Source organism: Christensenella sp. KGMB01412 (assembly GCF_055522415.1).
This window is the reverse complement of sequence record NZ_JBVFVW010000004.1, coordinates 134792-159943: the sequence shown is the minus strand read 5'-3', so window position 1 is coordinate 159943 and position 25152 is coordinate 134792. Positions and strand designations below refer to the sequence as shown.

The window sequence follows — 25152 nt, the reverse complement described above, 5'->3', positions numbered from 1 at the left end:
CACAGCCCTCTCGGTTAACTGTTACACATTTGTGCCTTGGAAGTATCAATTTGATGAAAAACGTTCTGCGATCCACTGCACAAGCCCTACGATCGAGAAGATAATCAAAAGGATTCCGAAGATCGCGCCAATCGCGTTTCCGCCTGCGATCATACTGACAATGATAATAATACCAAGTGCGAGAATAATCGCCGCGAGAATCATTTTGGCAAGCCAGCCATTGCCGGAATTCTTTGCCTTAAACGCATTTGAAAGGCTGATTGCACCTTGGATGATGGCCCAGATACCTACGATCAGGGGAAGAATTACACCCGCCGTCGGCCCGTTGAACAATATCAGCAGGATTCCGAGGATCAGCAGGACTACAGGCAATACATATGCGCTGCCCGTTTTGATGTGGCGCGAATAGTCCATGATAATGTTGATAGCGCCATAGGCGATAAGGGCGATGCCCAAAATAATTACGATTGCCTGCATTCCACCTACGGGGTTTGCAAGCAGCGCAATGCCGATTACGAAGAGTATGATAAACAAAATCAAATTAAATAAGTTATTCGATTTTGACCCTTCACTTTTTTGTGTCATTCCAGTCATTTTAAAACACTCCTTTTCAATGAAATCAATAATCTTTCTCCACACACTTTGTTTGTGAATTTGTGTAACATAAATACACGCGCAAAAATCACTTAAACAAAATAATGCGAGACTGTCAAAATTTTAATGTTCACCGCAAATATGCTTTTTGTAGGGAAATACCGGCCTTATAGTAAGGCCTTTATATAATTTGTAGAAAGTCTGATCCAAGGGAGTGCCAAAATCAGAAAACAAAATGATCCGAAAAGATTTTAATGTAAAAATGTTTCTCAAATCTGTTTATCCAAAATGCGGGGGGTTAAATTATTGTCACGATAACATTGCACCGCATGACGGTGCGAAAAATGAAAGGAAGTGTAATAAAATGTCCAGAGAAGAGAAAATCGCAAAATTGCAGGAAGACCTTACGGAAGAAAAGAAAAGAGCGGATGAAAAGCTGGAAAAAATCAACGCAAAATTAAAGGTGGAAGAGCTCAAAACAGAGAAAAAGCTGACAAAGCTTGAAAATCAAAGAGACGTTGAAATGAAAAAAACCCAGCTTGAAAGCGCAAAAATCCAAAACGACACGCGCATCGAGCAAAAAGCACAGGAAAAGGATACCGCTAAAGATATCCGGCAAAATATCAGGTAACTGAAAAATAAAAACGGTTGCGCACGGATGCGGATTGCATTTTGTAAGAAACGCTGATAGGCGGGTATTACAGGCGCTACCAAACAGAAATGGAGATGTTAAAAATGGCACAAACACAACAAAAATCAACGGGAAAAGGCGTGGGCGAGGTGCTCGGCGACGTTTTGAACCAGGCAAAGGAAGGCATTATGTCCTTTGGGGAAACCATCGCAAGCAAATCAAAGGAAGTGATGGATAACACAAGGCTCAATACGCAAAAGGCGCAAATCAAAGGCGAAAACGATATGTATTACCAGAAGCTCGGACAGCTTGTCCGTGAAAAAAGGGAATACACAGACGAAATGGACAGTATCGCAAATAAAATTGCCGAAAACGAGAAGCGTCTCGAGGAAGTTGAAGCGCAGCTCAATGAAATGAACGGCACAGGAAGCTCGGACAGCGACAATAAAGACCAGAAATCTGAAAGCAGTAATTCGTCCGGCAAAACCGGTTCGTCCTCAAGCAGCTCCGCGAGCAGCGGTTCGAAGAGCAAAAGTAGCTCTGCAGGCAGCTCTAAGAGCGCAGGTTCGTCCGGCAGCACTGCGAAAAGCCAGAGCAGCCAGAAAACCACAAAAAGCTCTGCATCCGGAAATCAAAAGACAGTGAAAAAGGAAACGACCAAAAGCGGCTCCGGTTCAAACAGCCATAAGGAGACAAAGAAAACAGTCAGTAAAAAATCCTGACAGGCAAAGAACAAACATAGGATATTGAAAAAATCTGGAGGAAACAAAAATGGAAACAAAGAAAACAACAAAATCAACGCCGCATAAAACGGTAGACAAAGAGGTCAAAAAATACGCAGACGGCAGCAAGCACGTTGAAAAAACAACGGCAAAGAAAAGCCCGACCGGCACAACCAAGGTAGAACACAAGGTAAAGAATAAGTAGGCGTGCAAAAGCCAGCGGACAGAGTAAAAAATCACAAACAATCCCCGAAGGGAGTTTGTGATTTTTTTATTGCGATATTGTCAAAATCGAATTATGTGGCGCAAACTACGTTCACGCCTTCCGGAAATGGTTCGCCGTCAAGCTCCTCTGGGACCTCGTCTGTGATCAAAAAATCGATATAGTCCGTAAAATCTGCAAATTTTCCCAAATAGGTCTCGCCGAATTTGGTACGGTCGGCAAGGATGAACCGCAGCTTTGCGGAATGCAGCATGGCAACCTTAACCGCCGCTTCGTCAAAAGAGGGGCAGGAGTAGCCGTACTGCGAACTGATACCGTTTGCGCCCAAAAAGCATTTATCCGCACGCAGCCGGCTGAGCGTATCGGCGGTGATTGTACCCACTGAAGAATTAGAAGCCGGAACCAAAAGGCCGCCCGTATGGAAAACGTCAATCTTCGGGTTAACGCCCAGAATGGAAACGATATCAAAGGAATTTGTGATGACGGACACGTGTTTCAAATCACCCTGCGCCATCAGCTTCGCAAGCTCTAAAACCGTAGTGGAACAATCCATCAGCAACGCGTCGTTATCGTCGATAAATTCGTACGCCTTTTGTGCGATTTTCCTTTTCTCATCCATATTACGCACCAGAAGCTCTGTGCGGTCGTCCACCTTGGAGACGGGAGATATGGCAATCGCGCCACCGTGTACGCGCCGCACCTTTTTTTGTTCGTCAAGTTCTTCAAGATCGCGGCGAACCGTAACCTCTGTGATTTTGAGCTCCCGGCTCAAATCTACAACCTTTACAAATTTACGCCTGTTGACAAGCTCCAAAATAAGAAGCTTTCGTTCTGCAGCCAGCATGGAAAGGACCTTCGTTTCTTTTGTATTTTTATTATCGTATCAAATCAGGCTTAAAAAAGCAATAGTACAGGTGTGCGAAAAGGAAAAAATATGTTCGAATATTTTCGGTTTAAAAATGGATGTAATATAAAAATATTTCTCTGTTTAAAGGAAAACAGATATGAACACAAGATGTATGCTTTTCCCAATACAGCATTCTGGCATCAAAAACGAAACGAAATGATCAATGATTGGCAGATCAAAAATAGTTCAATTTACCTGACCGCCTGAAACAGGAACCGCAGGCAGAATCAAACGGATCGTGAAAATCTTTTTCAATGCGGCTTTTGCTTTCTTTCAATAGACACATTTTTTGGCTTCATCAGCAAAAGCTGTAATTAATTGCGGATCGGCGTCAAAATAGTTGTCTGAGGTGCACAGAATATACCCTCCGCCTTCCCCAGCCGCACGAAAGCATTCGCGTACCGCTTCGCGCGTTTCCTGAGACGTGCACCCGGTGAGATAATGGAACTGGTCGAAGCCGCCGATCATGCAAACCCTGTCGCCGATGCGGCGTTTGGCCTCGGCAAGATCCGCATCCCCGCCTATAGCCGGCGGCGTAAAGGTTTCCATAGCATCCGGGCCCATATCTGCAATTCGTTCCAAAAACGGCATCATGCCGCCACAGGTGTGGTAAGAGACGCGCTGCCCCATCTCATGCAGCAACGAGATCAACCTGCTGTCGTAGGGGGCAACAAAGTTATCGAATATCATTGGATTGATGACTGTGCTCGAGGCGTCCCCGCCGCCAAGCTCGTGGATGTCGTAGTTTGCGCCTTCGAGTGAACGAATGTAATGGGCCTTGCGTTCAAAGAGGATTTGAAGGAAGGCGTGTATCCATTCAGGATCATCATAAGCTGCCATAATCATGTTTTCCACACCGTGCAGGCAACACGCATCCTGCCATGTACCCGGTTGGCCAAAGATATCAAAACAGCAAATCCAGCCGCGCACAAGTCCGCGCTCTGCGAACTCCGCGGCCTGCGCGTTGATATCCTGCACATCGCACACCGGCTTTGTCGCATACTTCGCGATGATATCGATATCGCTTTTTTCCTTAACGAGATGTTCCACCACCCAGCTTGTGTGTTCGTTGCTTTGCAGTATCATAGTGAGTGTTTTTTCCGGTGTGACAAAGTTGTATTTTGTGGTGGGGTAGTTTTGCCCGGGGATTTCTTCCGGGATAATACGCCAGTTATCTGAGGAAATCCTGCGCGATTCCAGAAAACCGACCTCCTTTTGCAATGGATCGAAATATTCTCCTTTTGTGCCGTCTCCCTTATGCGAGATGGTCCATAGGATAGGATCTACTCCCGTTACGTCAAAAAATTCGTTTACGCTTATGCCATCCATATGGTTTTTCAGGAAGGACGGCATGACAAAGTGGTTGGCGACAGGCAGTCTGTCCGGTTTTTTACGTTCCAGGGCAGTTAAAAATCTTTGCTTTGCGCTCATAGTCATAGGTCAAACACTCCTTTTTGTTTGGATAATGGAATAAATGTTACATAATGTGTTATAAAATGTTGCTATTTGTATCTGAGTATAAATGGAGAGCAGAAAAAAGTCAATGGCATAAATAGGCAATAAACATCGTTATTAAAACAAATTGCATGACATGAAATAAATTTAAAAAAGTATAGATCAAATCAAATTATAAAAATTCATCAAAAAACGGTATTGACAAAATTCAATGTATAACATAATATAACAATTACAAACACAAAATAACAAATCTAACTTGCTCTGTCAGCGAATTTCCAAAATAATAATGAATGACGTAATAGTTTTTTGCGATATTTTTCGCAAAGGGAAGAAGATAAAGACATTTATATTAAATAGTAAAAGGAGAGGAAAAAGATGAAAAAATCAATGAAACTGATCTGTCTGCTGGTTGCGGTACTCATGTTTGCAGGCGCGTTTGCGGGATGCGCGCAGCAACCGGCGGAAGGAAACGGAGCCCCTGCGTCCGATGCCGGGGAGCCTGCCGCAGGCGATTCGGCTGCGAAGGACAGCGCTGGCGCTGCCCCTGCGGCGGAGGGCAAGCTTTCCGGGGAGGGTAAGACGATAGGCGTTTTGTTCGACTTCCTTCAGGTAGAACGCCGTGTGCTTGCAAAGAACTATCTGGAGCAGTATGCAAAGGAAGCCGGTTTGGAATTGATATTCCTTGATGCGAACGGAGACGAAAAGGTTCAGATGCAGCAGGCGGAAAACCTGATCACAAAGGAAGTGGATGCGCTCGTGGTACTTGCACAGAATGCAGAAGCCGCAAAGCCTATGGTAGACCAGGCGAAGGAAGCGGACATTCCATTCATCGCGATCGACAGGATGATCCCGGATGCGGATATCGATTACTATATCGGCATGGATAATGATGCGATCGGCGATATGATGGCGCAATATGTGTACGACCTGTGTCCCAAGGGAAATTACGTATTGATCTCCGGCGCGCCTACGGATCCTAACTGCCAGGTATATAAAGACGGCTGGATGCGTGTGATCGGCGACGCAGTCGATAAGGGCGATATCAAAATTGTAGGCGACGCGGCAAGTGAAAACTGGGATCCGAATATTGCCTATGAAAACGTTGAAAATTTCCTGACAGTGAATAACGACGAGGTGGATGTAATCCTCGCGATGAACGATGGCACGGCAGGCGGCGTGGTACAGGCACTCAAGGGAAGGAACCTCAATGGAAAGGTGCTTGTTACGGGGCAGGACGGCGAGCTTGCGGCTTGCCAGAGAATCGTGGCGGGAGACCAGACGATGACCGTATGGAAGCCGGATAACGAGCTTTCAAGGCTGGTGATCGACGCGTGCCTGAAAATCGTAAACGGACAGGAACCCGACATCAATGGTTCGATTAACAACGGCGTGAAGGACGTTCCAGCGGTTTTGGTTGATCCGGTACCGGTCGGTAAGGACAATATGGACAGCACGATTATTGCGGCAGGCTACTATCCAAAGGAAGACGTTTATTCGAAAACGGCTGAATAAAGGGCTAAGGGCTCTGTAAGGAAGCCCGGAGGGTAAAAACCTCCGGGACTTCCTTAAAAGATCGGCGGGAACGTAAGTTCCCCTGGAATGGGGTGCGGTATGTCAGAGTTTATTTTGGAAATCAACAACATTACAAAGGAATTCCCGGGAGTAAAGGCGCTTGACGGCGTAACGATGCAGATCGAAAAGGGACATATCCACGGCCTTGTAGGCGAGAATGGCGCGGGAAAATCCACTTTAATGAAGATACTGAGCGGCGTATATCCAAAGGGGGAATACGGCGGTGAAATCAAGATAGAAGGCCGGACGGCGGAATTCAAAACGATCAGGGATTCGGAAAGCGCCGGCATCGGGATCATTTATCAGGAACTGATGATGATCCCAGAGCTTTCGATTGCGGAAAATATATTTCTTGGAAGATGCGATAATATTGTCAGCTGGGACAAAATGAACAGCGAAGCGCAGAAATGGATGGATCAGGTGGGCCTCGACGCGCTGCCCACAACGCTTGTAAAGGAGATCGGCGTAGGAAAGCAACAGCTTGTAGAGATCGCCAAGGCGCTTTCGCTCAATACAAAGCTGTTGATCCTTGACGAGCCGACAGCGGCGCTGACGGAAAAAGAGGTCGCGCATCTTTTGAGGAAGCTGAACGAAATCAGGGAGCAGGGAGTGACCTGTATTTATATTTCACACAAGCTTGAAGAGGTTATGGCACTGTGCGACCGTGTGACGGTGCTGCGGGACGGCGTAACGATCAGCACGGACGATATTGCGGAGCTGGACGAACAGAAGATGATATCAAAGATGGTCGGCAGAGATTTCTCGGACCGCTTCCCGCCAAGGGAAAACTGTGCGGCTGGAGAGACGGTGTTCGAAGTCAGGCACATCAATCTGGAAGAATTCGGGAATACAGGCAGAAGTATACTCAGGGACATCAGTTTTCAGGTGAAAAAGGGAGAAATACTCGGAATCGCCGGCCTTATGGGCGCGGGACGGACAGAGCTTGTAAACAGCCTGTTTGGCGATTTCAAAGGGAGGTTGTCCGGCGAGATTTTAATAGATGGCGAAAAGGTGGAAATCAAAACGCCGCTCGACGCAATCAACAAGGGCCTTGGTTTGGTAACGGAGGACAGGAAGTTTAACGGACTGAACCTTATCGCTCCGATTGCGGATAACATCACGATGGCAAGCCTTGGTAAATTCAGCAGGCACGGAGTGATCGATGAAAACAGTGTGGCCCGGGAATGCGGCGAGATATCGCAGCGTATCCGCATCAAAGCGAGCTCGCTTGAAATGCTGGCAATGAACCTGTCGGGAGGCAATCAGCAAAAGGTGGTTTTGGCAAAGTGGCTGATGCTCAGCCCAAAGGTGCTGATTATCGACGAACCGACAAGGGGCATCGATGTGGGCGCAAAATATGAAATCTATGTGTTGATGAACGAGCTCAAACGGCAGGGAATGGCGATCATTATGGTGTCCTCCGAGCTGCCGGAGATTCTCGGCATGAGCGACCGGATTGTGGTTCTCAGGGAAGGAGAGATCACAGGTGAATTTGATAACAGGGAAGTTACCGAAGAAATGGTAATGGAACGAGCAACGGGGGGGAAGAAAGCATGAACAAGGAACTGACAAACAAAAAATGGCTGCAGAAGGTAAACTGGCGTACTTACACGATGATATTTGCGCTGATCCTGATCGCTATTTTTTTCCAGATCATCACGGATGGTATTTTTTTCAAATCACGTAACCTTTCGAACCTGATCAGAACCATGTCTATTACGGGCGTAATCGCTATGGGCGTTGTGCTGCTGATCGTTTCCGGAAATTTCGACCTCGCGGTAGGTTCAATCGTAGGGCTGTCAGGCGGCATCGCTGCAATTATGCAGGTGACGTTTGGCTGGAGCACCCCCATGGTCATACTGGCGGCGCTCGCGGTAGGCATTGCAATCGGCGTATGGCAGGGCTTTTGGGTGGCGTATCGTAATGTTCCGTCGTTCATCGTAACGCTGGGCGGTATGCTGATGTTCCGCGGGTTGTACCTTGTTATCACCAACGGCATCACGATTACGCCCATGAATCCGGATTTCACGTTTATCGGGCAGGGGTTCCTGCCGAAGGAGGCGGGGCTTATCATTGGTTGCGTTGCAATCCTTGCAGTGGTTGTGCTTATGCTCAAACAACGCAATTCCCGCAAGCGGTATGCGCTCGATATGGGGCCGATGTGGCAGACGGCCGTTAAAATCGTGATTTTCTCAGCGCTGATCGGTATTTTCGTGTTGATCATGAACGACTACAACGGTATTCCGGTGCCGGTGCTTATCCTGGTGGGCGTGATCATACTGTTTGCATTTATCGCGGCAAAAACACGGTTTGGCAGAAATGTTTACGCGATAGGCGGTAATGTAGAAGCGGCGCGGCTTTCGGGCATCAACGTAAAGCGCAACGTTTTGGGACTGTATATTATCACGGGACTTTTGTCTGCGCTCTCGGGTATCCTGCTCACGGCGCGTATGGACGGAGCGACGGCTTCTGCCGGAAATTCCTTTGAAATGGATGCGATCTCTGCGTGCGTACTGGGCGGCACGAGTCTTGCGGGAGGCAAGGGAACCATTATGGGGGCGGTGATCGGCGCGCTGATCATTGCATGCCTTGACAACGGTATGAGCCTGATGAACCTGTCCTACAACTACCAGAGCATTGTAAAGGGCCTGGTGCTTATCCTGGCGGTATGGTTCGATGTTGCAAACCAGCAGAAGAAATAAAATTTATCCTATATGAAACAAAGAAGGCGGTGACGGAATGAAAGGATTCAGCAAAACAAAGCTAAAGGGTATGTACGAACGTATGTACCTGATCAGGAAATACGAGGAACGGATTTATTATCTGTTTCTGGAGGGCGTGATGCCCGGCACAATCCACCAGAGCCACGGGCAGGAAGCGTGCGCGGTGGGTATGCTCTATGATCTCAGCGAGAAGGACTATTGCACATCGACGCACAGGCCGGCGGGGCACAGCCTTGCAAAGGGCGTGCCGCTAAAGGATATGATGGCGGAAATGTTTGCGAAAAAGACAGGCTGCTGCCGCGGCTATGGCGGCGCGATGCACACGGGAGATATGTCGCGTGGCATGGTTCCGGCGATTGCGATCGTGGGAGGCGGCGTGCCGCTTGCGGCGGGCATCGGGCTTTCCTGTAAAATGCGCAGGACGGACAATGTATGCGTTGCCTTTATGGGCGACGGCGCCACAAATGAAGGCGCAGTCCACGAAGCGATGAACGGCGCGGCAATCTGGAAGCTGCCTGTAATCTTTGCGATTGAAAACAACCTGTACGGCGCTTCTACGCCAATCAGTACGACAACAAACATCAAAGACCTTGCGGAGCGCGGGGCTTCTTATGGGATTCCTGCGGAAATCGTGGATGGGATGGATGTGGTCGCTGTAAACGAAGCGGCAGCAAGGGCAATTAAACGGGCGCGCGTGGGCGGCGGGCCGACGATACTTGAACTCAAAACCTACCGTATCGGCGGGCATTCCAGGAACGACGCGTGCGGATACCGCACACGTGAAGAGGAAGCGCAGTGGGCGAAACGCGATGCGATCCAGACCTTGCGCAAACGCCTGGTCGCAGAGAAAACGTGTACGGAAGAGGAGCTTTTGGCGCTGGAACAGAAAGTGGACGGCGAAATCGAGGAAGCAGTGGATTACGCGCAGGCGCAGCCCTCGCCGCTGCCTGAAGATGCTTTGAAATACGCTTATACAGAGGAGGGCTTACTATAATGGCACAAAAAACAATCGCAGAGGCGTTACGTGAAGCGATCGCTGAAGAGATGCGCCGGGACGAACGGGTTTTCTGTATTGGGGAAGACATTGGCGTGGACGGCGGCTTTGGCGGGGCGTTCACCGTAACGCTGGGGCTTGAAAAGGAGTTTGGGCACGACAGAATCATAGATACGCCCATATCGGAAATACTGATCGCAGGCGCGGCGACGGGCGCCGCCATGACGGGAATGCGGCCCATCGCGGACGTACAATATGGGGATTTCCTGTTTTGCATGATGGACCAACTTGTAGACGAGACTGCAAAAATGCGGTATATGTCCGGCGGGAAGATTACGGTTCCCATGGTGATGCGGGCTCCGGTCGGCGCGACAACGCGCGGTGCGCAGCACGCGCAAAGTCTGGAAGGCTTTTTTACGCACGTGCCGGGGCTTAAGGTGATTTGCCCGGCGACGGCATACGACGCGGTGGGTTTGCTGCGTACGGCTGTCCATGACGACGATCCAGTCGTTATGTTCGAACACAAAAAGCTGTACGGCTCCAAAGGAAACCGTGCAGAAAAAGGCGCGCTCTCGCCGATTGGCGAAGTACCGGACGAATATTACACAATACCCTTTGGAAAGGCAGAGGTACGCAGGGAAGGAACGGATGTGACGATTGTTGCAAACCTGCTGATGATGTACAACGCAATGCAGGCAGCGGCGCAGCTTGAGGAAGAAGGGATCAGCTGCGAGGTGATCGATCCACGTACGCTTGTGCCGTTTGATTACGATACGCTGTACGCTTCCATCCGGAAGACGGGGCGGCTCGCGATTGTCCATGAGGATGTGCAGCGCAACGGCTGGGGAGCCGAAGTCGCCGCTAAGGTGGCAAGCGAGGCGCTCTATTATCTGGATGCGCCAATCAAGCGGATATGCACCTATAACGTACCGATTCCGTTCGCGCCGGTAATGGAAAATTTTGTCGTGCCGTCCGTAGAACGCATCATAACGGAAATCAAACAGCTGATGACTGAATAGAGGAGGCTCGCTATGTTAATTTCAATGAAAAAGCTGCTGCTGCATGCGCAAAAGAACCGTTTCGCGGTTGGATATTTCGAGGCGTTTAACATGGACTGTATGGAAGCGGTGCTCAATGCGGCGGAAAAAACGGACTCGCCTGTGATCATCGGCTTTGGCGGCCAGTTTATCGGAAGTCCCAAACGCAATTATAAAGAAGATATCTATCTTTACGGCAAGCTTGCGAAGGAGGCCGCAAAGCGTTCCAAAGTTCCTGTGGCAGTGATTTTAAACGAGGCCAATGAGGAAGAAATGATCTATCAGGGTATGAACGCGGGCTTTAATACGGTGATGTACCAAAAGGAAGGCGAAGCCTTCGAAGATACGGTGCGTATCACAAAAGAAATCTGCCGTGCCGCCCATTTCATGGGGATTGATGTGGAAAGCGAAGTTGGGGAGCTTTCCTGCGCGGATATCTCAACCGGAACGCAGTCGCCGGGCCACGATACGGATGTGGAGCAGGCCAAATATTTTGTGGAGGAAACGGGAATCGACGCGCTTGCCGTGGCGATCGGCAATATACACCTGCTTGAGGATGCGAAGGCGCAGCTGAATTACGGGCTGCTCGAAACGCTGAGAAAGGAAATTCCGGTTCCGCTTGTGCTGCACGGCGGCACGGGGGTTTCTGCGGAAGATATGAAGAAGGCGATTCATATGGGTATTTCCAAAGTGAATGTAGGCACTGTTTTAAAGCGTGCGTATATTGATGCAGTAAGCGGCTTTATCGCTTCGCGCGAGCTTGAAAAGATAGATCCGCACATTACGATGGGATGGGGCGGGCAAGACGATATGCTGAGCGTGGGCAGGGACGCGGTTACCCAAAAGGCAGTGGAATTTATCGATATGTTTGGCAGCGCGGGGAAGGCCGGCATATTCTGACAAAAGGAGTAAATTATGGCGCATGAAATTACTATGCCCGCCAGCGGGCAGACCGCTGCGGAATCGCTGATTGTACGGTGGAACGTGGTGGAAGGTGATGAAATCAAACGTGGAGACGTGCTTTTTGAGATCGAAACGGACAAAGCGACAATGAAGGTCGAGAGCTTTGCACAGGGTACGCTGCTGAAGATCGTATCTGCTGCGGGCGAGAAGGTGGAGGCCGGTAAAGTGGTGGCCTACATCGGAAAGCCGGGTGAAAAGGTCGGCGGCGTACAGCCGGAACATGGAGAGGCCCGGACGGGATGCGAAGAGGACGAATACCAGCCGATCATGAAAAAGGAACAGCCTGCAAAACCGATCCGGGAAAAACAAGCGGAACAGCCCGGGAAACAGGAGGCCGGCAACGACGTTGTGCAGGCTTCTCCCGCGGCACGCAAGCTTGCAAAGGAAACAAACCGCGACATTGCGGCGCTTTATAAAAGGCTGGGAAGGCCGGTGAAAGCTGCCGATGTGCAAAACGAGACACAGCAGGACGCCGGTTACGACGTCGAGGCTCCGTCCGCTATGCGTAAGGTGATTGCGCGCAGGATGCTCGAAAGCACAACGCAGGCGCCGCAGTTCACGGTTTCGATCAATCCGGACATGACGGAGATGATCGCGTTGCGGGCACAGCTTAACGACGTTTTGGCGGAGGACAGCAGGGTGTCCTTCAACGACCTGCTTGCAAAATGCGTATGTATGGCGGTAAAAAAAGTACCGTATATCAACGCGCAATACGTCAGCGATGAAGAGATCAGGCTTTACCGCCATGTGAATATTGGGATTGCTGCGGCGCTGCCGGACGGACTGGTGGTGCCTGTTGTGAAAAATGCGGATACCCTCACCCTTGCCGGACTTGCGCGGCAAAGCGCGAAGCTGGTGGGCGAAGCAAAGAATGGAAGGTTACAGGCGGCGGATATGCAGGGCGGGACAATTACAATCTCAAACCTTGGGATGTATGGCATCGACAATTTTACCGCGCTTGTGAACCGGCCGGAGAGCGCGATCCTCGCAGTGGGCGGAATCATCGATACGCCTGTCGGCAGGAATGGTTCTGTAAAGCTGCGCCCATTGATGAATATCACAGCTTCTTTTGACCATAGGATGATCGACGGCGGAGTGGGCGCGCTGTTTATGGCGGAGCTGAAAAGGCTGGTCGAGCATCCGGTAAGCGTTTTATTGTAAGGCGTTTGCGCGCCTTTTGGTACGATGAAAATCAGGAGAAAGACAATGGAATATGATATTGCGGTAATCGGCGGCGGCCCTGCGGGCTACAGCGCCGCCTTGAAAGGCGCACGCATGGGGGCGAAGGTCGTTCTGTTCGAGAGGGAAAACCTTGGCGGAGTATGCCTCAACGCAGGCTGCATTCCTACAAAAAGCTATGTCGCGCAGGAAAGCGGAGTCGTAACGGCAATGGACACCGCATGGGACGCACGGGGACGGTGGCTTTCGCTGATTCGTCCAATGCTCGCGCACCTTGACTGGTTTATGCCCAGTGTGGAAGAGGCGGAACAGATGATTGGCACGCGCGAGCCGGGGAGGCTTGCCGAAGCGTTCCGCGCGCTCGGTGTGAAAAACGTAGTGATAAAGCTTGGCAGCAGGGGTTGCTATGTGCAGCCGCAGGGAGAAGAGGGACGTTACTTTGGTATTTTCCCGGCAAAGGCCGTAGATACGGCAGGCGCGGGAGACGCATGGTGCGCGGGATTTTTGGCGGGGCTTGTAAACGGCCTTTCCGTAGATGCGGCGGCAGTCGTCGGCAATGCGGCGGGAGCGATGTGCGTCACACAGGTCGGAACCACAACAGGTATACGCAGCTTTGCGGAAACACAGGAATACGCCCGGCAGAACGGGTGAGGATTTACGGAGGAAAAACAATGAAGCGTTCGGAAATCAACCGGAAAATCAGGCAGGGTAAAGCGTTTTTGGAGCGGATGAATTTTGTTGTGCCGCCTTTTGTGTTGTGGTCCCCGGACGAATGGAAGGAAAAGGGGCACGAATACGACGAGATACGCGATTGTATGCTTGGCTGGGATATCACGGATTTTGGCACGGGTGATTTTGATAAAACGGGCCTTCTTGTGATTACGCTGCGCAACGGAATCGATGGAAATCCGGATTATTTTAAAACATATGCGGAAAAATGCCTGATCGTGCAGGATGGGCAGGTTACGCCCATGCACTTCCACTTTTTCAAGATGGAGGATATCATCAACCGCGGCGGCGCAGACCTCATGATCAAACTGTATCACGCAACGCCTGAAAGAAAACTTGCGGATACGCCCGTCACGGCATATGTGGACGGCAAACGGTTCCAGGTGCCGGCAGGTACTGTGCTGCGCCTGAAACCGGGCGAAGGAATCACACTTCCGCCGTATCAATACCATACGTTTTGGGCGGAAGGGGGAACTGCGCTTATTATGGAGGTTTCAAGAGTGAACGACGATAATACGGACAATCATTTTTTGAACGCGCCCGCCCGTTTCCCTAAGATCGAGGAAGATGAAATGCCCCTGCATCTTTTGTTCAGCGAATATCCGGATGCGAAATAATGTGATGCAAAGTATTGATATTGGGACTGCTTTTTCCTATAATAACAATATAACACAGAAAAGAACGGGTAATCACATGATTAAGGTACAGAGGCATAACGAAATATTGAAGCTCCTGGAGCAGCAGGACGCCATGCAGATTTCAGCTCTGGCAGAATTGCTGCAGTGTTCCATGATGACGGTGCACAGGGATATCGAAGAACTGGAGCAGCAGTCTCTGGTGAGAAAAGTCCATGGCGGCGTGGTGTTACAGCGTAACGACGACCTGCAGCCCAGCTTCAACCGGCGCGTGGTACAAAATACCGAGGAAAAGCGCAGGATTGCCGCAGAAGCGCTGAAAATGATCGAGCCGGGCAGCAGCGTGTTTTTTGACGCGGGAACAACGCCGCTCTACCTGACAAAAATCATTCCGGCAAACCTTGCGTTTACGGCTATCACAAACAGCCTGCAAACGGCGGTTGAGCTTGCGGGCAAGCCCAATATTACGGTCATTATACTGGCGGGAGAAATCCATCATTCCTCCTACTCGGCGGTCAATAACCTTGCAATCGAATCGGCCTCCAAATTCCATACGGATCTTGCGATCATTTCTACCAAATCGATTTCGCTCCCCGGAGGGATCTACGAGACCAGCCTGCCGCTTATTGAAATCAAAAACGCGATGGTCAGGAACACAAAAAAAGTGGTACTGCTTGCCGATCACAGTAAATTCAATGAAAGCGCGATGTGCCTTGCAGTTGGGTTTGAAGATATTGATGTGGTTATTACAGACACCGGCACGCCGGAAGACAAGGTAAAAAAATTGCGGGAACTTGGCGTAGAGGTAAAGGTCGTATAGGAAAAGTGATACAGCGGGGCGTTTGCCCCGTTTTTTGTTGCAATAAAAAAACCGCCTTTTGGGCGGTTTTGAATCTGCCTGTTATTTCCATACATGGACTTTTTTGAGCAACTGCACAAGTTTTTTCCCGCCGCGAATCTGCAATAGCTCACGCTCGGTAACGGCCTTGACAAGAATCAGCATAAATACGTAAATGATCAGCCCAACCACCGCGCAGGCAATCACCGCGACCGCATTGGAGAAGGGAGCGATGAGCGTATAGACCAGATAAGCGATCGCTGCCATGACGGCGGTCGCAGCGACCGGTTTTAAAATATGCTCCGGGAAGTTCATACGTACCCCGGTATATTTGCGTACAAAATAATAGTTCATGCAGGCAGCGATAATGTAGCACACCACGGTACCGATAACCGCACCATAAATATTGATCTGCGGAATACTCATTAAAAACAGGCTGAGCGCAACCTTGACGCCTGCGCCTACCGCAAGGGAGATCGGCGGCAGGTTTTGCTTTCCGATGCCCTGCAAAATGCCTGTCATGGTCTGCATAAAGGGCAGGAACACGGTAACAGAGCACATTGTCATCAACAGGCCTGTTGAAAGGGCGAGCTCATCCGCACTGGCGCTGGGATACAAAAAGCGCAGCAAAGGCGACGCAAACACAAAGAAGGCAACCATAACGGGAATCCCTTCGAGGAATGCAAATTTAATTCCATGCAGCACGTTGCCCCTGACGCGCGCGTTGTCGCCTAATTTAAGGGCCTCTGAGATTGCCGGAACGACGCTCATTTGCAGGGCCTGCGATACGATGGCCGCCAGGTTGATCAGGGTAAGCACGCCGCCGGTGAGCGCGCCGTACATACTGCGGACAGTCTGCGTATCATAGCCGAGCGCAAACAGGCTGCGCGGGATGATAACCGAGTCCACAAAGGTAATGATGGGCATGACAAGGCCCGCAACCGTAACGGGTAGCGCAATTACGAGTATTTTTCCAAGGAGGGGTTTAACCTCCGACCACATGAGCTTTGATTTATAAGCGGAAGCTATTTCAAGCGTCATCCGGCGTTTTTGTTTTCCAAAGGCTCCCATGACATACAAAAGAGCGCTTACCTCAGAAATTGTGATGCCGATCAGCGCACCCATTGCGCCGAATTCCAGCCTGCCTGTCCATTTCAGGAAGAAGTAAGCAAGCGCAAGGCCCATAGCGACCTTTACAAGCTGCTCGATAATCTGTGAGAAGGCGGTGGGCTTCATGTTTTGCAAGCCCTGGAAATACCCGCGGTATGCCGACATGACCGAAACGAAGAAAAGCGACGGCGCGATTGCCATGAGCGAATAGCTTGCGTCAGGCAGCTTTTGCAGCGCAGCGATCTGCCCCGCAAAACAGAACATGAGGATGGACGTCGCAAGGCCGACAAAGAACAGGAAGGTACGCGCCGTACGGAATACGGCGTAAGCGCCCCGGTAGTCGTTAACGGTCACCCGTTCGGAAACAAGCTTTGAGATTGCAATCGGCAGGCCGACCGTGGAGATGATCAGGAGCGCGGAATAAACAGGAAATGCCTGCTGGTAGTAGCTCATTCCCTCGAAGTGGATGAGGTTTGTAAGGGCGATCCTGAAAAACGCTCCGATTATTTTGACAATGACGCCGGCAACGCCGAGGATCATTGTGCTTTTGATCAAACTTTTCGTAGTATTGGACATAAGATACCCCAATCTTTTTTGATGCCTATTTATTATACCACATATTATAAAAATTGAAAGTTCGGTAAATTTTAAGGCCATGGCGCACAGAAAAAGCAAAATATGTTTGCGGTTCTTGCAGGGCCTTTATTATTTTAATATAATGAGATAAATAAGAGGAAAGGTGGTTGGAGCGGCATAAAAGGAAAATTGCCGCGAAATAATTATGAAAAAGATTGTCATTATGGTTTTGGCCATAGGGATGGCGGCGTTGCTTCTGATGTCGTGCATGGCGGCGCCGGAAACGGCAAGCGTGCAGCCCTCTCCCGCGGAAACGGCGAGTACGGCTCAGCCCTCACAGCAGACGGAGACGTCACAGCAACCGGCAACCTCACAAGAGGCGTCCAGCGCGTCCAAAATGGATGGGATATGGAAAGCCGACCGCACGGAGGAACGCGAGCTCAGTGATTCCGAGGAATGGTACCTTGTGGTAGACGGGGACAAGGCGTACAGCTATCCCAATGAGGCAAGCTTTGAGAACAATGAACCGGAAGCGGTCTACCCTGTGCAGTTACAGGAAGACGGCACGGCGCATATGATGGTGGGCGAGGTTTCCACGAGCGGGAATATCCCCGAGGATTATTTCTCTGTGCTGACGCTACAGCCCAACGGCATGCTCAAATGCGAGGCGTACAGGGATGTGTTTATCATGGAACGTGAGGACGACTGAAGGAAAACAAAAAAATAGCGTTTCCAAAACCGGAAACGCTATTTCTATTTTTATTCCTCGGTATTTTCGGGCTTTTTCAGGCCTTCGATTTTGATATTGTGCTTTTCAGCATAATCCCATAATGCAGCCTGAATTGCCTCCTCTGCAAGTACGGAGCAATGCACCTTGACTGCCGGCAGGCCGTCGAGCGCCTCCATTACAGCTTTATTGGTAACCTGCAGGGCTTCCTGTACGGTTTTTCCTTTGATCATTTCGGTCGCCATACTGCTGGTAGCCACCGCAGCGCCGCAGCCAAAGGTCTTGAACTTAACGTCGCGGATAATTCCGTCGTCGTCAACGTCCAGGAAAATCCTCATAATATCCCCGCATTTTGCGTTGCCGACTGTTCCGACGCCGCTCGCGTGTTCAAGCTCTCCCATATTTCTCGGATGCTGGAAATGATCTAAAACTTTTTCACTATACATAATCGATTCATCCTTTCGTTAGTTTGACTTCATAAAGTCGTCGTAAAGCGGCGACATATTCCTGATTTGCTGTACCACAGTTTTCAGTGTGTCCACAACATAATCCATTTCTTCCATTGTGTTATTTTCACCCAGCGTCAGCCGCAACGATCCGTGTGCGATTTCGTGCGGCAGGCCGATCGAGAGAAGCACATGGGACGGATCAAGCGATCCTGACGTACACGCCGATCCGCTCGAACCGCAGATGCCGTTCATATCAAGCATCAAAAGCAACGATTCGCCTTCGATAAACCGGAAACAGAAATTGGCGTTGTTGGGCAGGCGCTTTTGCCTGTCTCCGTTGAGCCGTACGTATTCGATTTCATTCAGCACGCGGTCTATGAGGTGGTCGCGCAGCGCGATCTCCTTTTCAGTCCGCTCCTTCATGGTAGCGGCTTCAATCTCGACCGCCTTTGCAAAGCCCACGATACCCGGTACGTTTTCCGTACCTGCGCGCTTGCCGCGTTCCTGTGCTCCGCCGTGGATAAACGATTTGATTTTCACACCGTTCCTGATGTAAAGGAACCCAATGCCCTTTGGCCCGTTCAGCTTATGCCCGCTTGCACTGAGCATATCAATGTGGCATTCGTCCACGTTGATCGGCACCTGGCAATACGCCTGCACCGCATCTGTATGAAACAATATGCCGTGCTTTTTGGCGAGCTCGCCGATTTCCTTTACCGGCTCTATGGTTCCGATCTCATTATTCGCATACATGATGGAAATAAGGATGGTTTCAGGGCGGATGGCGGCCTCAAGCTCGTCAAGACTGATAAATCCATTCTCATCCACATCGAGATAGGTGACCTCATATCCATGCTTTTCAAGGTATTCGCACGTATGCAAAACCGCATGGTGCTCTATTTTGGAAGTGATGATATGGTTGCCCTTATTCTTGTACGCTTCCGCTGTTTCCTTGATTGCCCAGTTGTCTGACTCCGTACCGCCTGCCGTAAAATAAATTTCATTTGGTTTTGCGCCCAGCGTATCGGCTATCGTCGCACGCGCCGTATCGATTACATCCTTGTTTTCAGCTGCAAACTCGTAAATGCTGGACGGGTTTCCGTATTTTTCCGTAAAATACGGAAGCATTGCTTCCACCACCTCCGGGCGTGTTGCCGTTGTTGCCGCGTTGTCAAGATAAATAAATTTTCCCATATCCGCCATACTCCTCTGTCAAATCTTATTTTGTCGCGTGAGCGCCGCTGCATGGGGCGCAGGCCCCGTTTTCCTGTTCGATCAGCGTACTCAGCTTAATCTCGTCTACAATTTCGTTAATACCGTCATTCAGGCGTTGCCAAACATATTTTGAAGCGCAGGAACCGGATTTTGAGCATCCGTCCTCGTCTCCCAAAGCCGGGCAATCGATTGGACTAAGATCGCCTTCCAATGCCCGAAGGATGTCGCCTACAGAAATATCGTCCGTCTGCCTTGTCAGCATATATCCGCCCTGCGCGCCGCGTATGCTGCTCACAAGCCCCGCTTTTTTCAGCTTTGCAATGAGCTGCTCCAGATAACTTTCGGAAATTTCCTGCCGCGCAGCAATGCTGCTGATGGGAACAGCCTCCGCTTCACTGTTTTTTGCAAGGTCGATCATAGCGCGCAGCCCGTATCTTCCTTTTGTTGATAATTTCATTTTCTGTTGCACCTCTTTGCAATCAATTCCCACTAAATTACTCTGATATAATAATACACTTTTCACGGAATGTCAAACATAATTTCTACTATTTTACTGGGAAATTATTACTGTTTTTATGAAATGGTTGCGAAAGCAGCCTTTGCCGGAAACCGTTATGCAGTGTACATCACTATATCTGCACTATACTCCGGATTCCACAGAACATCCTTTCCAAGCTCAAAATGTCCGGGTTTTATACCATTGCTTTTATTATGTTATGCCACCGTTACAAAAGAAATACCGGACAAAACAGAGCCCCGTTTCCCGGGAGGAGTGTCAGGCCTTACTGCTGTAAAGCGAATTTTTTTCCAGCTCCTTTGTGTATTTAACCATAAGCCACACGACAACGATTGCAATCACGAGCTCTGTAATCGGCATCGCAAACCACAGCGAATCTGCGCCCGCAAGCACGGGCAGCAGGTAAATCAGCAGTCCGCTGATTACAAGGCCGCGTGCAACTGAAACAAACAGGGACGTCCCCGGTTTCATCAGCGCCTGAAAATAATAAGTGGAAAAAATATTAAACGGTAACAGCAAAAACGATATGCAATAGCTGCGCATAATAGCCGGCGCGATTGCAAGAACCTCGTTTGTGGGAGACATAAATATGCGAATGAAGCCGTCAGGGAACAGCAGGGTTGCGGCTGTCCACACGATACTGAAAAAGCAAACGGTCCGCAGCGCATATTTCAGGGTTTCCCTGATCCTTGCCCACTGCTTCGCGCCAAAGTTCATGGATATGATGGGCTGAGAGGCCTGACCTACGCTGTAAGCGCAGCATTGGACGATTGTACCGACATTGACGATGACGCCATATACCGCAAGCGCATCCGCGCCAAAATAGGTCATGATCTGCCGGTTGAACAGCATGGTAAGAATGCCCATCGCCACGTCGATAAAAAAGGTCGAAAATCCTGTAACGAGAATTTTTTTCAGATGCAGGAAAAATCGTACCGGCTTTACAAGCTTCAGCGTATTTTTTTTCGAAAAGAAATGGGACAGCATGATAATAAAGGTGATCAACGCGCATAATGCTGTTGCAAGCCCCGCGCCCATTGCGCCCATGTTCATGGTAAATACAAAGAAAAAATCCCCGAATACGTTGATAACGCCCCCGGCAAGCACTGCGGCGGTAGCAAGCCCCGGGCTGCCGTCGTTTCGCAGGAATGCGGCAAGCATCTGGTTAAATACAAACAGGGGGACTGCAAATTTGATCGGCAGCAGATAGCTTTGCGCAATGGGTAAAATTTCCTGCGACGCGCCGAAAAGCATGAGCAGCTCTTTATCGAAAAAAGCGATTCCAATCCAACTGACTGATGCAAAAAACACCGTGCCGATAAATGCCGTGGTGAAATAATCGTTTCCGTCTTCATTTTGCCCGCGCATGGTGCTGAATAAAACGGAACCGCCGATTCCCGTCAACAGCCCGAGGCTATATATGATATTCCAGATCGGCGCGACTACGGCAAGCGCAGCCGTACCGCTCGGCCCTGCATATTGCCCGACCATTGCCATATCCACCAATCCATAGACAGAGCTGATGAGCGCGCTGCCAAAAGCAGCCGCGAAGTATTTGGAATAGAGCTTTTTTACGTTTCCCTGTAAAAGATTCATAACATCCTCCTTAAAAAACAAAAGAGCCGGACAAGGTACAGGCGTCTCAGCCTGCCACCTTATCCAGCTCGTCATTTCTTCAGAACGACTCACCCTCCGAGTGAACAACACAAAATATAACAAAAAGATAAAATTTTGTCAAGTTTCTTTGCGGGAAAAGTGCAAAATGGAACAAATTTTGAAAATCAGGAAAGGCCTGAACTGGCGATAACCTCCTTCATGACATGGATAAACGCTTTTGCCGCGCCGGTAAGCGGCCTTTGCTTTGAATAAGCGACTACCACCTTGCGCACTTTTACCTGTTGATTCAGCGAGAAATACCGCGGCATTTCCGGAAATTTGTTGCTGCGTGCGAGAACGTCCGGAATGATTGTGACGCCAAGCCCGGCTGCTGCAAGCGCCTGCGCGGCCTCCATACTGTTTGTCTGCAGGATAACGTCAGGACGGAAACCTGCGTTGTGGCACAAATCAAAAAATGAGTTCCTCAGTTTTTGCCCTTTTTTCATGACGATAAAGGACTCGTTTTTGAGAAGCGCGAAATCAACAGGCGGATACGGCCGGTTTTGCTTGCCGGGCTTTATCGCATCGCAAAGTTTATGGTTTGCAGGAAGCGCCAGCAGGATTTCTTCGTCAAAAAGCTCCTCGTAAGCGAGCGCCGGATAGCTGAGGGGTAACAACACGATAGAAAAATCGGTGACGCCGCTCATGGCGCGTTCCTCAAGCTCCTCTGTAATCCCCTCTTCAAGGCTGATGCTGATGCCGGGGTAACGCTGTTTAAAAACGGGCAGCACGCTTGTCAGCAGATACATACTCCTGTAATTGGAGCTGCCGATGGTCAAATGTCCGATCTTTAAATCAAACAGATCGTCGATCTGGTTTTTACGCTGCTGCCGCAGCTGGTGTATTTTTTGTTCCGTCTGTAAATAGATTTGACCTGCGCCCGTTAATTTTGCGGGCTTTGCATTTTTTTCAAAAAGCTCTGCGCCCAAATCGTTTTCGATGCGCTTGATATACTGGCTCAGGGACGGCTGTGCGATAAACAACCTTTTTGCAGCCTGCGATATGCTGCCTTCCTCCAGAATTTTTTGAATATAATAAAACGCGCGATCCTCCATCATTTGCTCCTCCTGATTTAATATAGCTATTATACTATGGAATAAATAGTATTTAAAGTATTTGACCTATATATTGGCAAAGCATACAATTTGATCATGGGATTACAAATAAAAAATAAGGGGAGAAACTATATGGAGCAGGATATAAAGCGCGAGCGGCTGATCGACATTATGGCAAAATTCACGGGATATGCAGGCAAGCATCTTCCGGACGATGTGATGCAAAAGCTGAAGGAGCTGCGGACGGAAGAGAACACGCCCATGGCAAAAATTTTTTATGACGCTATGTTTGAGGATCTTAAAATGGCGGATGAAATGGATCGGCCCTGTTGCCAGGATACGGGCGTAATCCAGTACTTTGTGCAGGTTGGTTCGCGATTCCCGCTGATCGATGAAATAGAAGGATGCCTGCGGGAGGCTGTGAAACGCGCGACGGCAGAGGCTCCGCTGCGCCACAATGTCGTGGAAATATTTGATGAAAAAAATACGGGCAATAACGTAGGAACAAGAATCCCGTGGATAGATTGGGAGCTTGTCCCGGGCAGCGACGAGGTAAAAATATATGTGTATATGGCGGGAGGCGGATGCAGCCTTCCGGGCATGGCAAAGGTGCTTGCGCCGCTCGAAGGCTATGAAGGCGTGGTTCAATTTGTGTTTGACCAGATCACCTCGTATGGAATCAACGCATGTCCGCCGCTGCTGATTGGCATTGGAATTGCGGGCTCTGCAGAGGTTGCGGCAAAGCTATCCAAAAAGGCGCTCTTGCGCCCGATTGGAACGCGCAACAGCAACCCGCGCGGCGCAGAGCTCGAGCTTATGATCGAAAAGGGATTAAATGAAATCGAGATTGGCCCCGGAGGTATCACGGGCAAAAATTCTGTGATGGGCGTGCACATCGAGCAGGCGGGCAGGCATCCTTCCACGATTGCCGTCGGCCTTTCTACGGGATGCTGGGCGCACAGGCGCGCGCTGATCCGGATTGATGCGGAACTGGGGTATGAAATGCTGTCACACAAAGGAGCGATTTTATGAATAAAAAAATACTGACGACACCCATTCAAAACGGGGACATTGAAGGGCTTACAATCGGCGATATCGTATATTTAAACGGATATCTGATCACAAGCAGGGACGACGTACACCAGCGCCTGATCAAACAAAATAAACCGCTGCCTGTAGACCTTGCCGGAAAAGCGATCTTCCACGCGGGGCCGATCATGAAGGAACGGCAGGATGAGCCGGGTAAATATGATGTAATTTCCATTGGGCCAACGACCAGTATGCGAATGGAAAAATACGAGAAGGAATTTATAGCCGAAACGGGCATTAAGCTGATTATAGGCAAGGGAGGCATGGGCGACAAAACCGCCGAAGGATGCGGGCTTTATAAAGCGGTGCATGCAGTGTTCCCCGGAGGGTGTGCTGTTTTGGCGGCAAGCCAGGTGGAAGAGGTGGAATGCGTGAAGTGGCTTGACCTTGGAATGCCGGAGGCAATGTGGGTAATGCGCGTCAGGGAGTTTGGGCCGCTTATTATCTCGATTGACACAAAAGGGAATAACCTGTTTGAGAATAACAAAAAGCTGTTCAATGAAAAAAAGGAAAGGATAGTCGCCGGGATCAATCAGCACGTCGATTATCTGGAATAAGGATTGTTTACCGCACATCTTTTACGACCAAAAGCCCGCGCCACTAAAGGCGCGGGCTTTTGGTTGACGGGCAGGCGCTGCATTTGCATCGCTGCCGGAAGTACGCCTGCGATTCAGGCGGACGCAGGGGCAAAGACACCGCGTATTTTAAAAACGGCAGTTACGGATTGGAGGATTACCCATGCGGTAGAATGGTTACATTAAAAATAACAGGAAAGGATAGATATGAGTATATTAATCTACGGGATAGCGGCTATTAATCTATTTGCAGTATTGCTGATTTTATTGCGCCCAAAGCTGTTCCACACAAAGCTGTATAAACCAATGCTGAAAAATATCGGACTGTCTTTGCTGCCGCTTTTGGTATTGATTATTACCGTGGCACTCATGGGCGCGATCATGATATTTTTCAATTTTGTCGTTGGGGTGGTTGTTGGTATCGTTGGAATCATCATATGGTTCCTGCTTTTGCCCAATGCAGGCTACCTTGTTACGGAGCTGAACCTGAACCACAGGACGGTGGATAAAAAAGAAGTGCCAATATGGTACGATATCATTGCGGTATTGTCTTTGTCGATGTCCGGCGTGATGAATACCCTGCTCAATGTGATGCTGCTCCAACTGATGTATGCGGTTGTGGTCAACCCGATCGACGCATTCCATATGGGCTTTACAAATAACAGGAATTTTTGGATTGTGATTACCGTTGTTTTCCTGTTGATTAGCTTTGGTATTTATATTGGACGATATCTGCGCTTTTACAGCTGGGATATCCTGAAACCGAAAAAGTTTTTTGGAATTTTAAAAAACCATTTCTCGCAGCCGGGCAAGGTCAGGGAGCTGTTTATTTTCATGATTTGCTACGCGGCCTTTTTTCTTATCATGTACTGGATTGTCGTGTGGTCGGTGCTTACCGCAGTTTAGGAAAGGGAATCACGCCATACGGTATTTTTGCACCGTATGCTTTTTGTTGCCCACTTTTTCCGCCTGCTTTCG

At 49.5% G+C, this 25152-nt stretch carries 26 protein-coding genes; 17 read left to right on the top strand and 9 right to left on the bottom strand.

Annotation, left to right across the window (positions count from 1 at the left end; all coding sequences use genetic code 11):
• Nucleotides 1-45: 45 nt before the first annotated feature.
• Entirely contained in the window at nt 46-594 is a 549-nt protein-coding gene (locus tag ACS5WU_RS08330; RefSeq protein ID WP_046443319.1) for a DUF308 domain-containing protein, read from the bottom strand.
• 364 nt (nt 595-958) lie between these two features.
• Between ACS5WU_RS08330 and ACS5WU_RS08325 the strand changes: the two genes are divergently transcribed.
• From ACS5WU_RS08325 to ACS5WU_RS08315, 3 genes are all read left to right on the top strand, one after another.
• On the top strand, nt 959-1225 hold the full coding sequence (locus ACS5WU_RS08325; RefSeq protein ID WP_302761400.1) for a hypothetical protein: 267 nt from the start codon (nt 959-961) through the stop codon (nt 1223-1225).
• A gap of 104 nt (nt 1226-1329) precedes the next feature.
• Complete coding sequence (locus ACS5WU_RS08320) at nt 1330-1947, top strand: hypothetical protein (protein WP_302761398.1); 618 nt, start codon at nt 1330-1332, stop codon at nt 1945-1947.
• 49 nt (nt 1948-1996) lie between these two features.
• Nucleotides 1997-2152, top strand: coding sequence for a hypothetical protein (locus tag ACS5WU_RS08315; protein ID WP_156415109.1), 156 nt, complete (start codon nt 1997-1999; stop codon nt 2150-2152).
• Between the two features lie 91 nt (nt 2153-2243).
• Here the strand turns inward: ACS5WU_RS08315 and ACS5WU_RS08310 are convergent, their stop codons facing one another.
• Nucleotides 2244-3014, bottom strand: coding sequence for a DeoR/GlpR family DNA-binding transcription regulator (locus ACS5WU_RS08310; protein ID WP_052740438.1), 771 nt, complete (start codon nt 3012-3014; stop codon nt 2244-2246).
• 336 nt (nt 3015-3350) lie between these two features.
• Nucleotides 3351-4514, bottom strand: coding sequence for a uroporphyrinogen decarboxylase family protein (locus tag ACS5WU_RS08305; protein WP_465089090.1), 1164 nt, complete (start codon nt 4512-4514; stop codon nt 3351-3353).
• A gap of 396 nt (nt 4515-4910) precedes the next feature.
• Here ACS5WU_RS08305 and ACS5WU_RS08300 point away from each other — a divergent pair, with 396 nt between their 5' ends.
• The 10 genes from ACS5WU_RS08300 (at nt 4911) to ACS5WU_RS08255 (ending at nt 15187) form a co-directional block, all read left to right on the top strand.
• Nucleotides 4911-6047 (top strand): sugar ABC transporter substrate-binding protein, encoded by a 1137-nt coding sequence (locus ACS5WU_RS08300; protein ID WP_302761393.1) that lies wholly within the window; start codon nt 4911-4913, stop codon nt 6045-6047.
• 99 nt (nt 6048-6146) lie between these two features.
• Nucleotides 6147-7664 (top strand): sugar ABC transporter ATP-binding protein, encoded by a 1518-nt coding sequence (locus ACS5WU_RS08295; RefSeq protein WP_059109259.1) that lies wholly within the window; start codon nt 6147-6149, stop codon nt 7662-7664.
• Nucleotides 7661-8809 carry a sugar ABC transporter permease gene (locus ACS5WU_RS08290; RefSeq protein WP_465089089.1) on the top strand — a complete coding sequence of 383 codons (1149 nt, stop codon included), beginning with the start codon at nt 7661-7663 and terminating at the stop codon, nt 8807-8809. Before ACS5WU_RS08295 ends, ACS5WU_RS08290 begins: the two co-directional genes overlap by 4 nt.
• Nucleotides 8810-8846: 37 nt before the next feature.
• The gene (locus ACS5WU_RS08285) at nt 8847-9824 is read left to right on the top strand and encodes a thiamine pyrophosphate-dependent dehydrogenase E1 component subunit alpha (RefSeq protein WP_465089088.1); all 978 of its coding nucleotides are present in this window, start codon (nt 8847-8849) and stop codon (nt 9822-9824) included.
• Entirely contained in the window at nt 9824-10843 is a 1020-nt protein-coding gene (locus ACS5WU_RS08280) for an alpha-ketoacid dehydrogenase subunit beta (protein WP_046443312.1), read from the top strand. The genes ACS5WU_RS08285 and ACS5WU_RS08280 overlap by 1 nt, the downstream gene beginning before the upstream one ends.
• 12 nt (nt 10844-10855) lie before the next feature.
• Nucleotides 10856-11761 carry a class II fructose-bisphosphate aldolase gene (locus tag ACS5WU_RS08275; RefSeq protein ID WP_046443311.1) on the top strand — a complete coding sequence of 302 codons (906 nt, stop codon included), beginning with the start codon at nt 10856-10858 and terminating at the stop codon, nt 11759-11761.
• 15 nt (nt 11762-11776) lie between these two features.
• The gene (locus ACS5WU_RS08270) at nt 11777-12985 is read left to right on the top strand and encodes a dihydrolipoamide acetyltransferase family protein (protein WP_465089087.1); all 1209 of its coding nucleotides are present in this window, start codon (nt 11777-11779) and stop codon (nt 12983-12985) included.
• Between the two features lie 24 nt (nt 12986-13009).
• Nucleotides 13010-13654, top strand: coding sequence for a carbohydrate kinase family protein (locus ACS5WU_RS08265; RefSeq protein ID WP_465089086.1), 645 nt, complete (start codon nt 13010-13012; stop codon nt 13652-13654).
• Nucleotides 13655-13674: 20 nt separating this feature from the next.
• Nucleotides 13675-14349, top strand: a complete 675-nt coding sequence (locus ACS5WU_RS08260; protein WP_302761267.1) for a D-lyxose/D-mannose family sugar isomerase — start codon at nt 13675-13677, stop codon at nt 14347-14349.
• A gap of 76 nt (nt 14350-14425) precedes the next feature.
• On the top strand, nt 14426-15187 hold the full coding sequence (locus ACS5WU_RS08255; protein WP_160295609.1) for a DeoR/GlpR family DNA-binding transcription regulator: 762 nt from the start codon (nt 14426-14428) through the stop codon (nt 15185-15187).
• Between the two features lie 81 nt (nt 15188-15268).
• Here the strand turns inward: ACS5WU_RS08255 and ACS5WU_RS08250 are convergent, their stop codons facing one another.
• The gene (locus ACS5WU_RS08250) at nt 15269-16891 is read right to left on the bottom strand and encodes a putative polysaccharide biosynthesis protein (RefSeq protein ID WP_046443305.1); all 1623 of its coding nucleotides are present in this window, start codon (nt 16889-16891) and stop codon (nt 15269-15271) included.
• Between the two features lie 205 nt (nt 16892-17096).
• Here ACS5WU_RS08250 and ACS5WU_RS08245 point away from each other — a divergent pair, with 205 nt between their 5' ends.
• Nucleotides 17097-17600, top strand: a complete 504-nt coding sequence (locus ACS5WU_RS08245; RefSeq protein ID WP_302761272.1) for an acid shock protein — start codon at nt 17097-17099, stop codon at nt 17598-17600.
• A gap of 50 nt (nt 17601-17650) precedes the next feature.
• Here ACS5WU_RS08245 and nifU read toward each other — a convergent pair whose 3' ends face one another.
• The 5 genes from nifU to ACS5WU_RS08220 form a co-directional block, all read right to left on the bottom strand.
• Nucleotides 17651-18064 (bottom strand): Fe-S cluster assembly scaffold protein NifU, encoded by a 414-nt coding sequence (gene nifU / locus ACS5WU_RS08240; protein ID WP_046443303.1) that lies wholly within the window; start codon nt 18062-18064, stop codon nt 17651-17653.
• A gap of 18 nt (nt 18065-18082) precedes the next feature.
• A complete protein-coding gene (gene nifS / locus ACS5WU_RS08235) occupies nt 18083-19261 on the bottom strand; it encodes a cysteine desulfurase NifS (protein ID WP_302761274.1) in 1179 nt (392 codons plus the stop codon).
• A gap of 25 nt (nt 19262-19286) precedes the next feature.
• The gene (locus ACS5WU_RS08230) at nt 19287-19739 is read right to left on the bottom strand and encodes an RrF2 family transcriptional regulator (RefSeq protein ID WP_046443301.1); all 453 of its coding nucleotides are present in this window, start codon (nt 19737-19739) and stop codon (nt 19287-19289) included.
• A gap of 318 nt (nt 19740-20057) precedes the next feature.
• Nucleotides 20058-21395, bottom strand: a complete 1338-nt coding sequence (locus ACS5WU_RS08225; protein ID WP_046443300.1) for an MATE family efflux transporter — start codon at nt 21393-21395, stop codon at nt 20058-20060.
• A gap of 185 nt (nt 21396-21580) precedes the next feature.
• Nucleotides 21581-22513: a LysR family transcriptional regulator gene (locus ACS5WU_RS08220; protein WP_302761278.1), complete on the bottom strand. Its 933-nt coding sequence runs from the start codon at nt 22511-22513 to the stop codon at nt 21581-21583.
• 129 nt (nt 22514-22642) lie between these two features.
• Between ACS5WU_RS08220 and ttdA the strand changes: the two genes are divergently transcribed.
• The 3 genes from ttdA to ACS5WU_RS08205 all read left to right on the top strand — a co-directional run bounded on the left by ttdA (nt 22643) and on the right by ACS5WU_RS08205 (nt 25080).
• Nucleotides 22643-23542 carry a L(+)-tartrate dehydratase subunit alpha gene (gene ttdA, locus ACS5WU_RS08215; RefSeq protein ID WP_320606943.1) on the top strand — a complete coding sequence of 300 codons (900 nt, stop codon included), beginning with the start codon at nt 22643-22645 and terminating at the stop codon, nt 23540-23542.
• Complete coding sequence (ttdB, locus tag ACS5WU_RS08210) at nt 23539-24156, top strand: L(+)-tartrate dehydratase subunit beta (protein WP_059109415.1); 618 nt, start codon at nt 23539-23541, stop codon at nt 24154-24156. The genes ttdA and ttdB overlap by 4 nt, the downstream gene beginning before the upstream one ends.
• Before the next feature lie 225 nt (nt 24157-24381).
• Nucleotides 24382-25080 (top strand): DUF1361 domain-containing protein, encoded by a 699-nt coding sequence (locus ACS5WU_RS08205; protein ID WP_046443297.1) that lies wholly within the window; start codon nt 24382-24384, stop codon nt 25078-25080.
• Nucleotides 25081-25152: the final 72 nt, after the last annotated feature.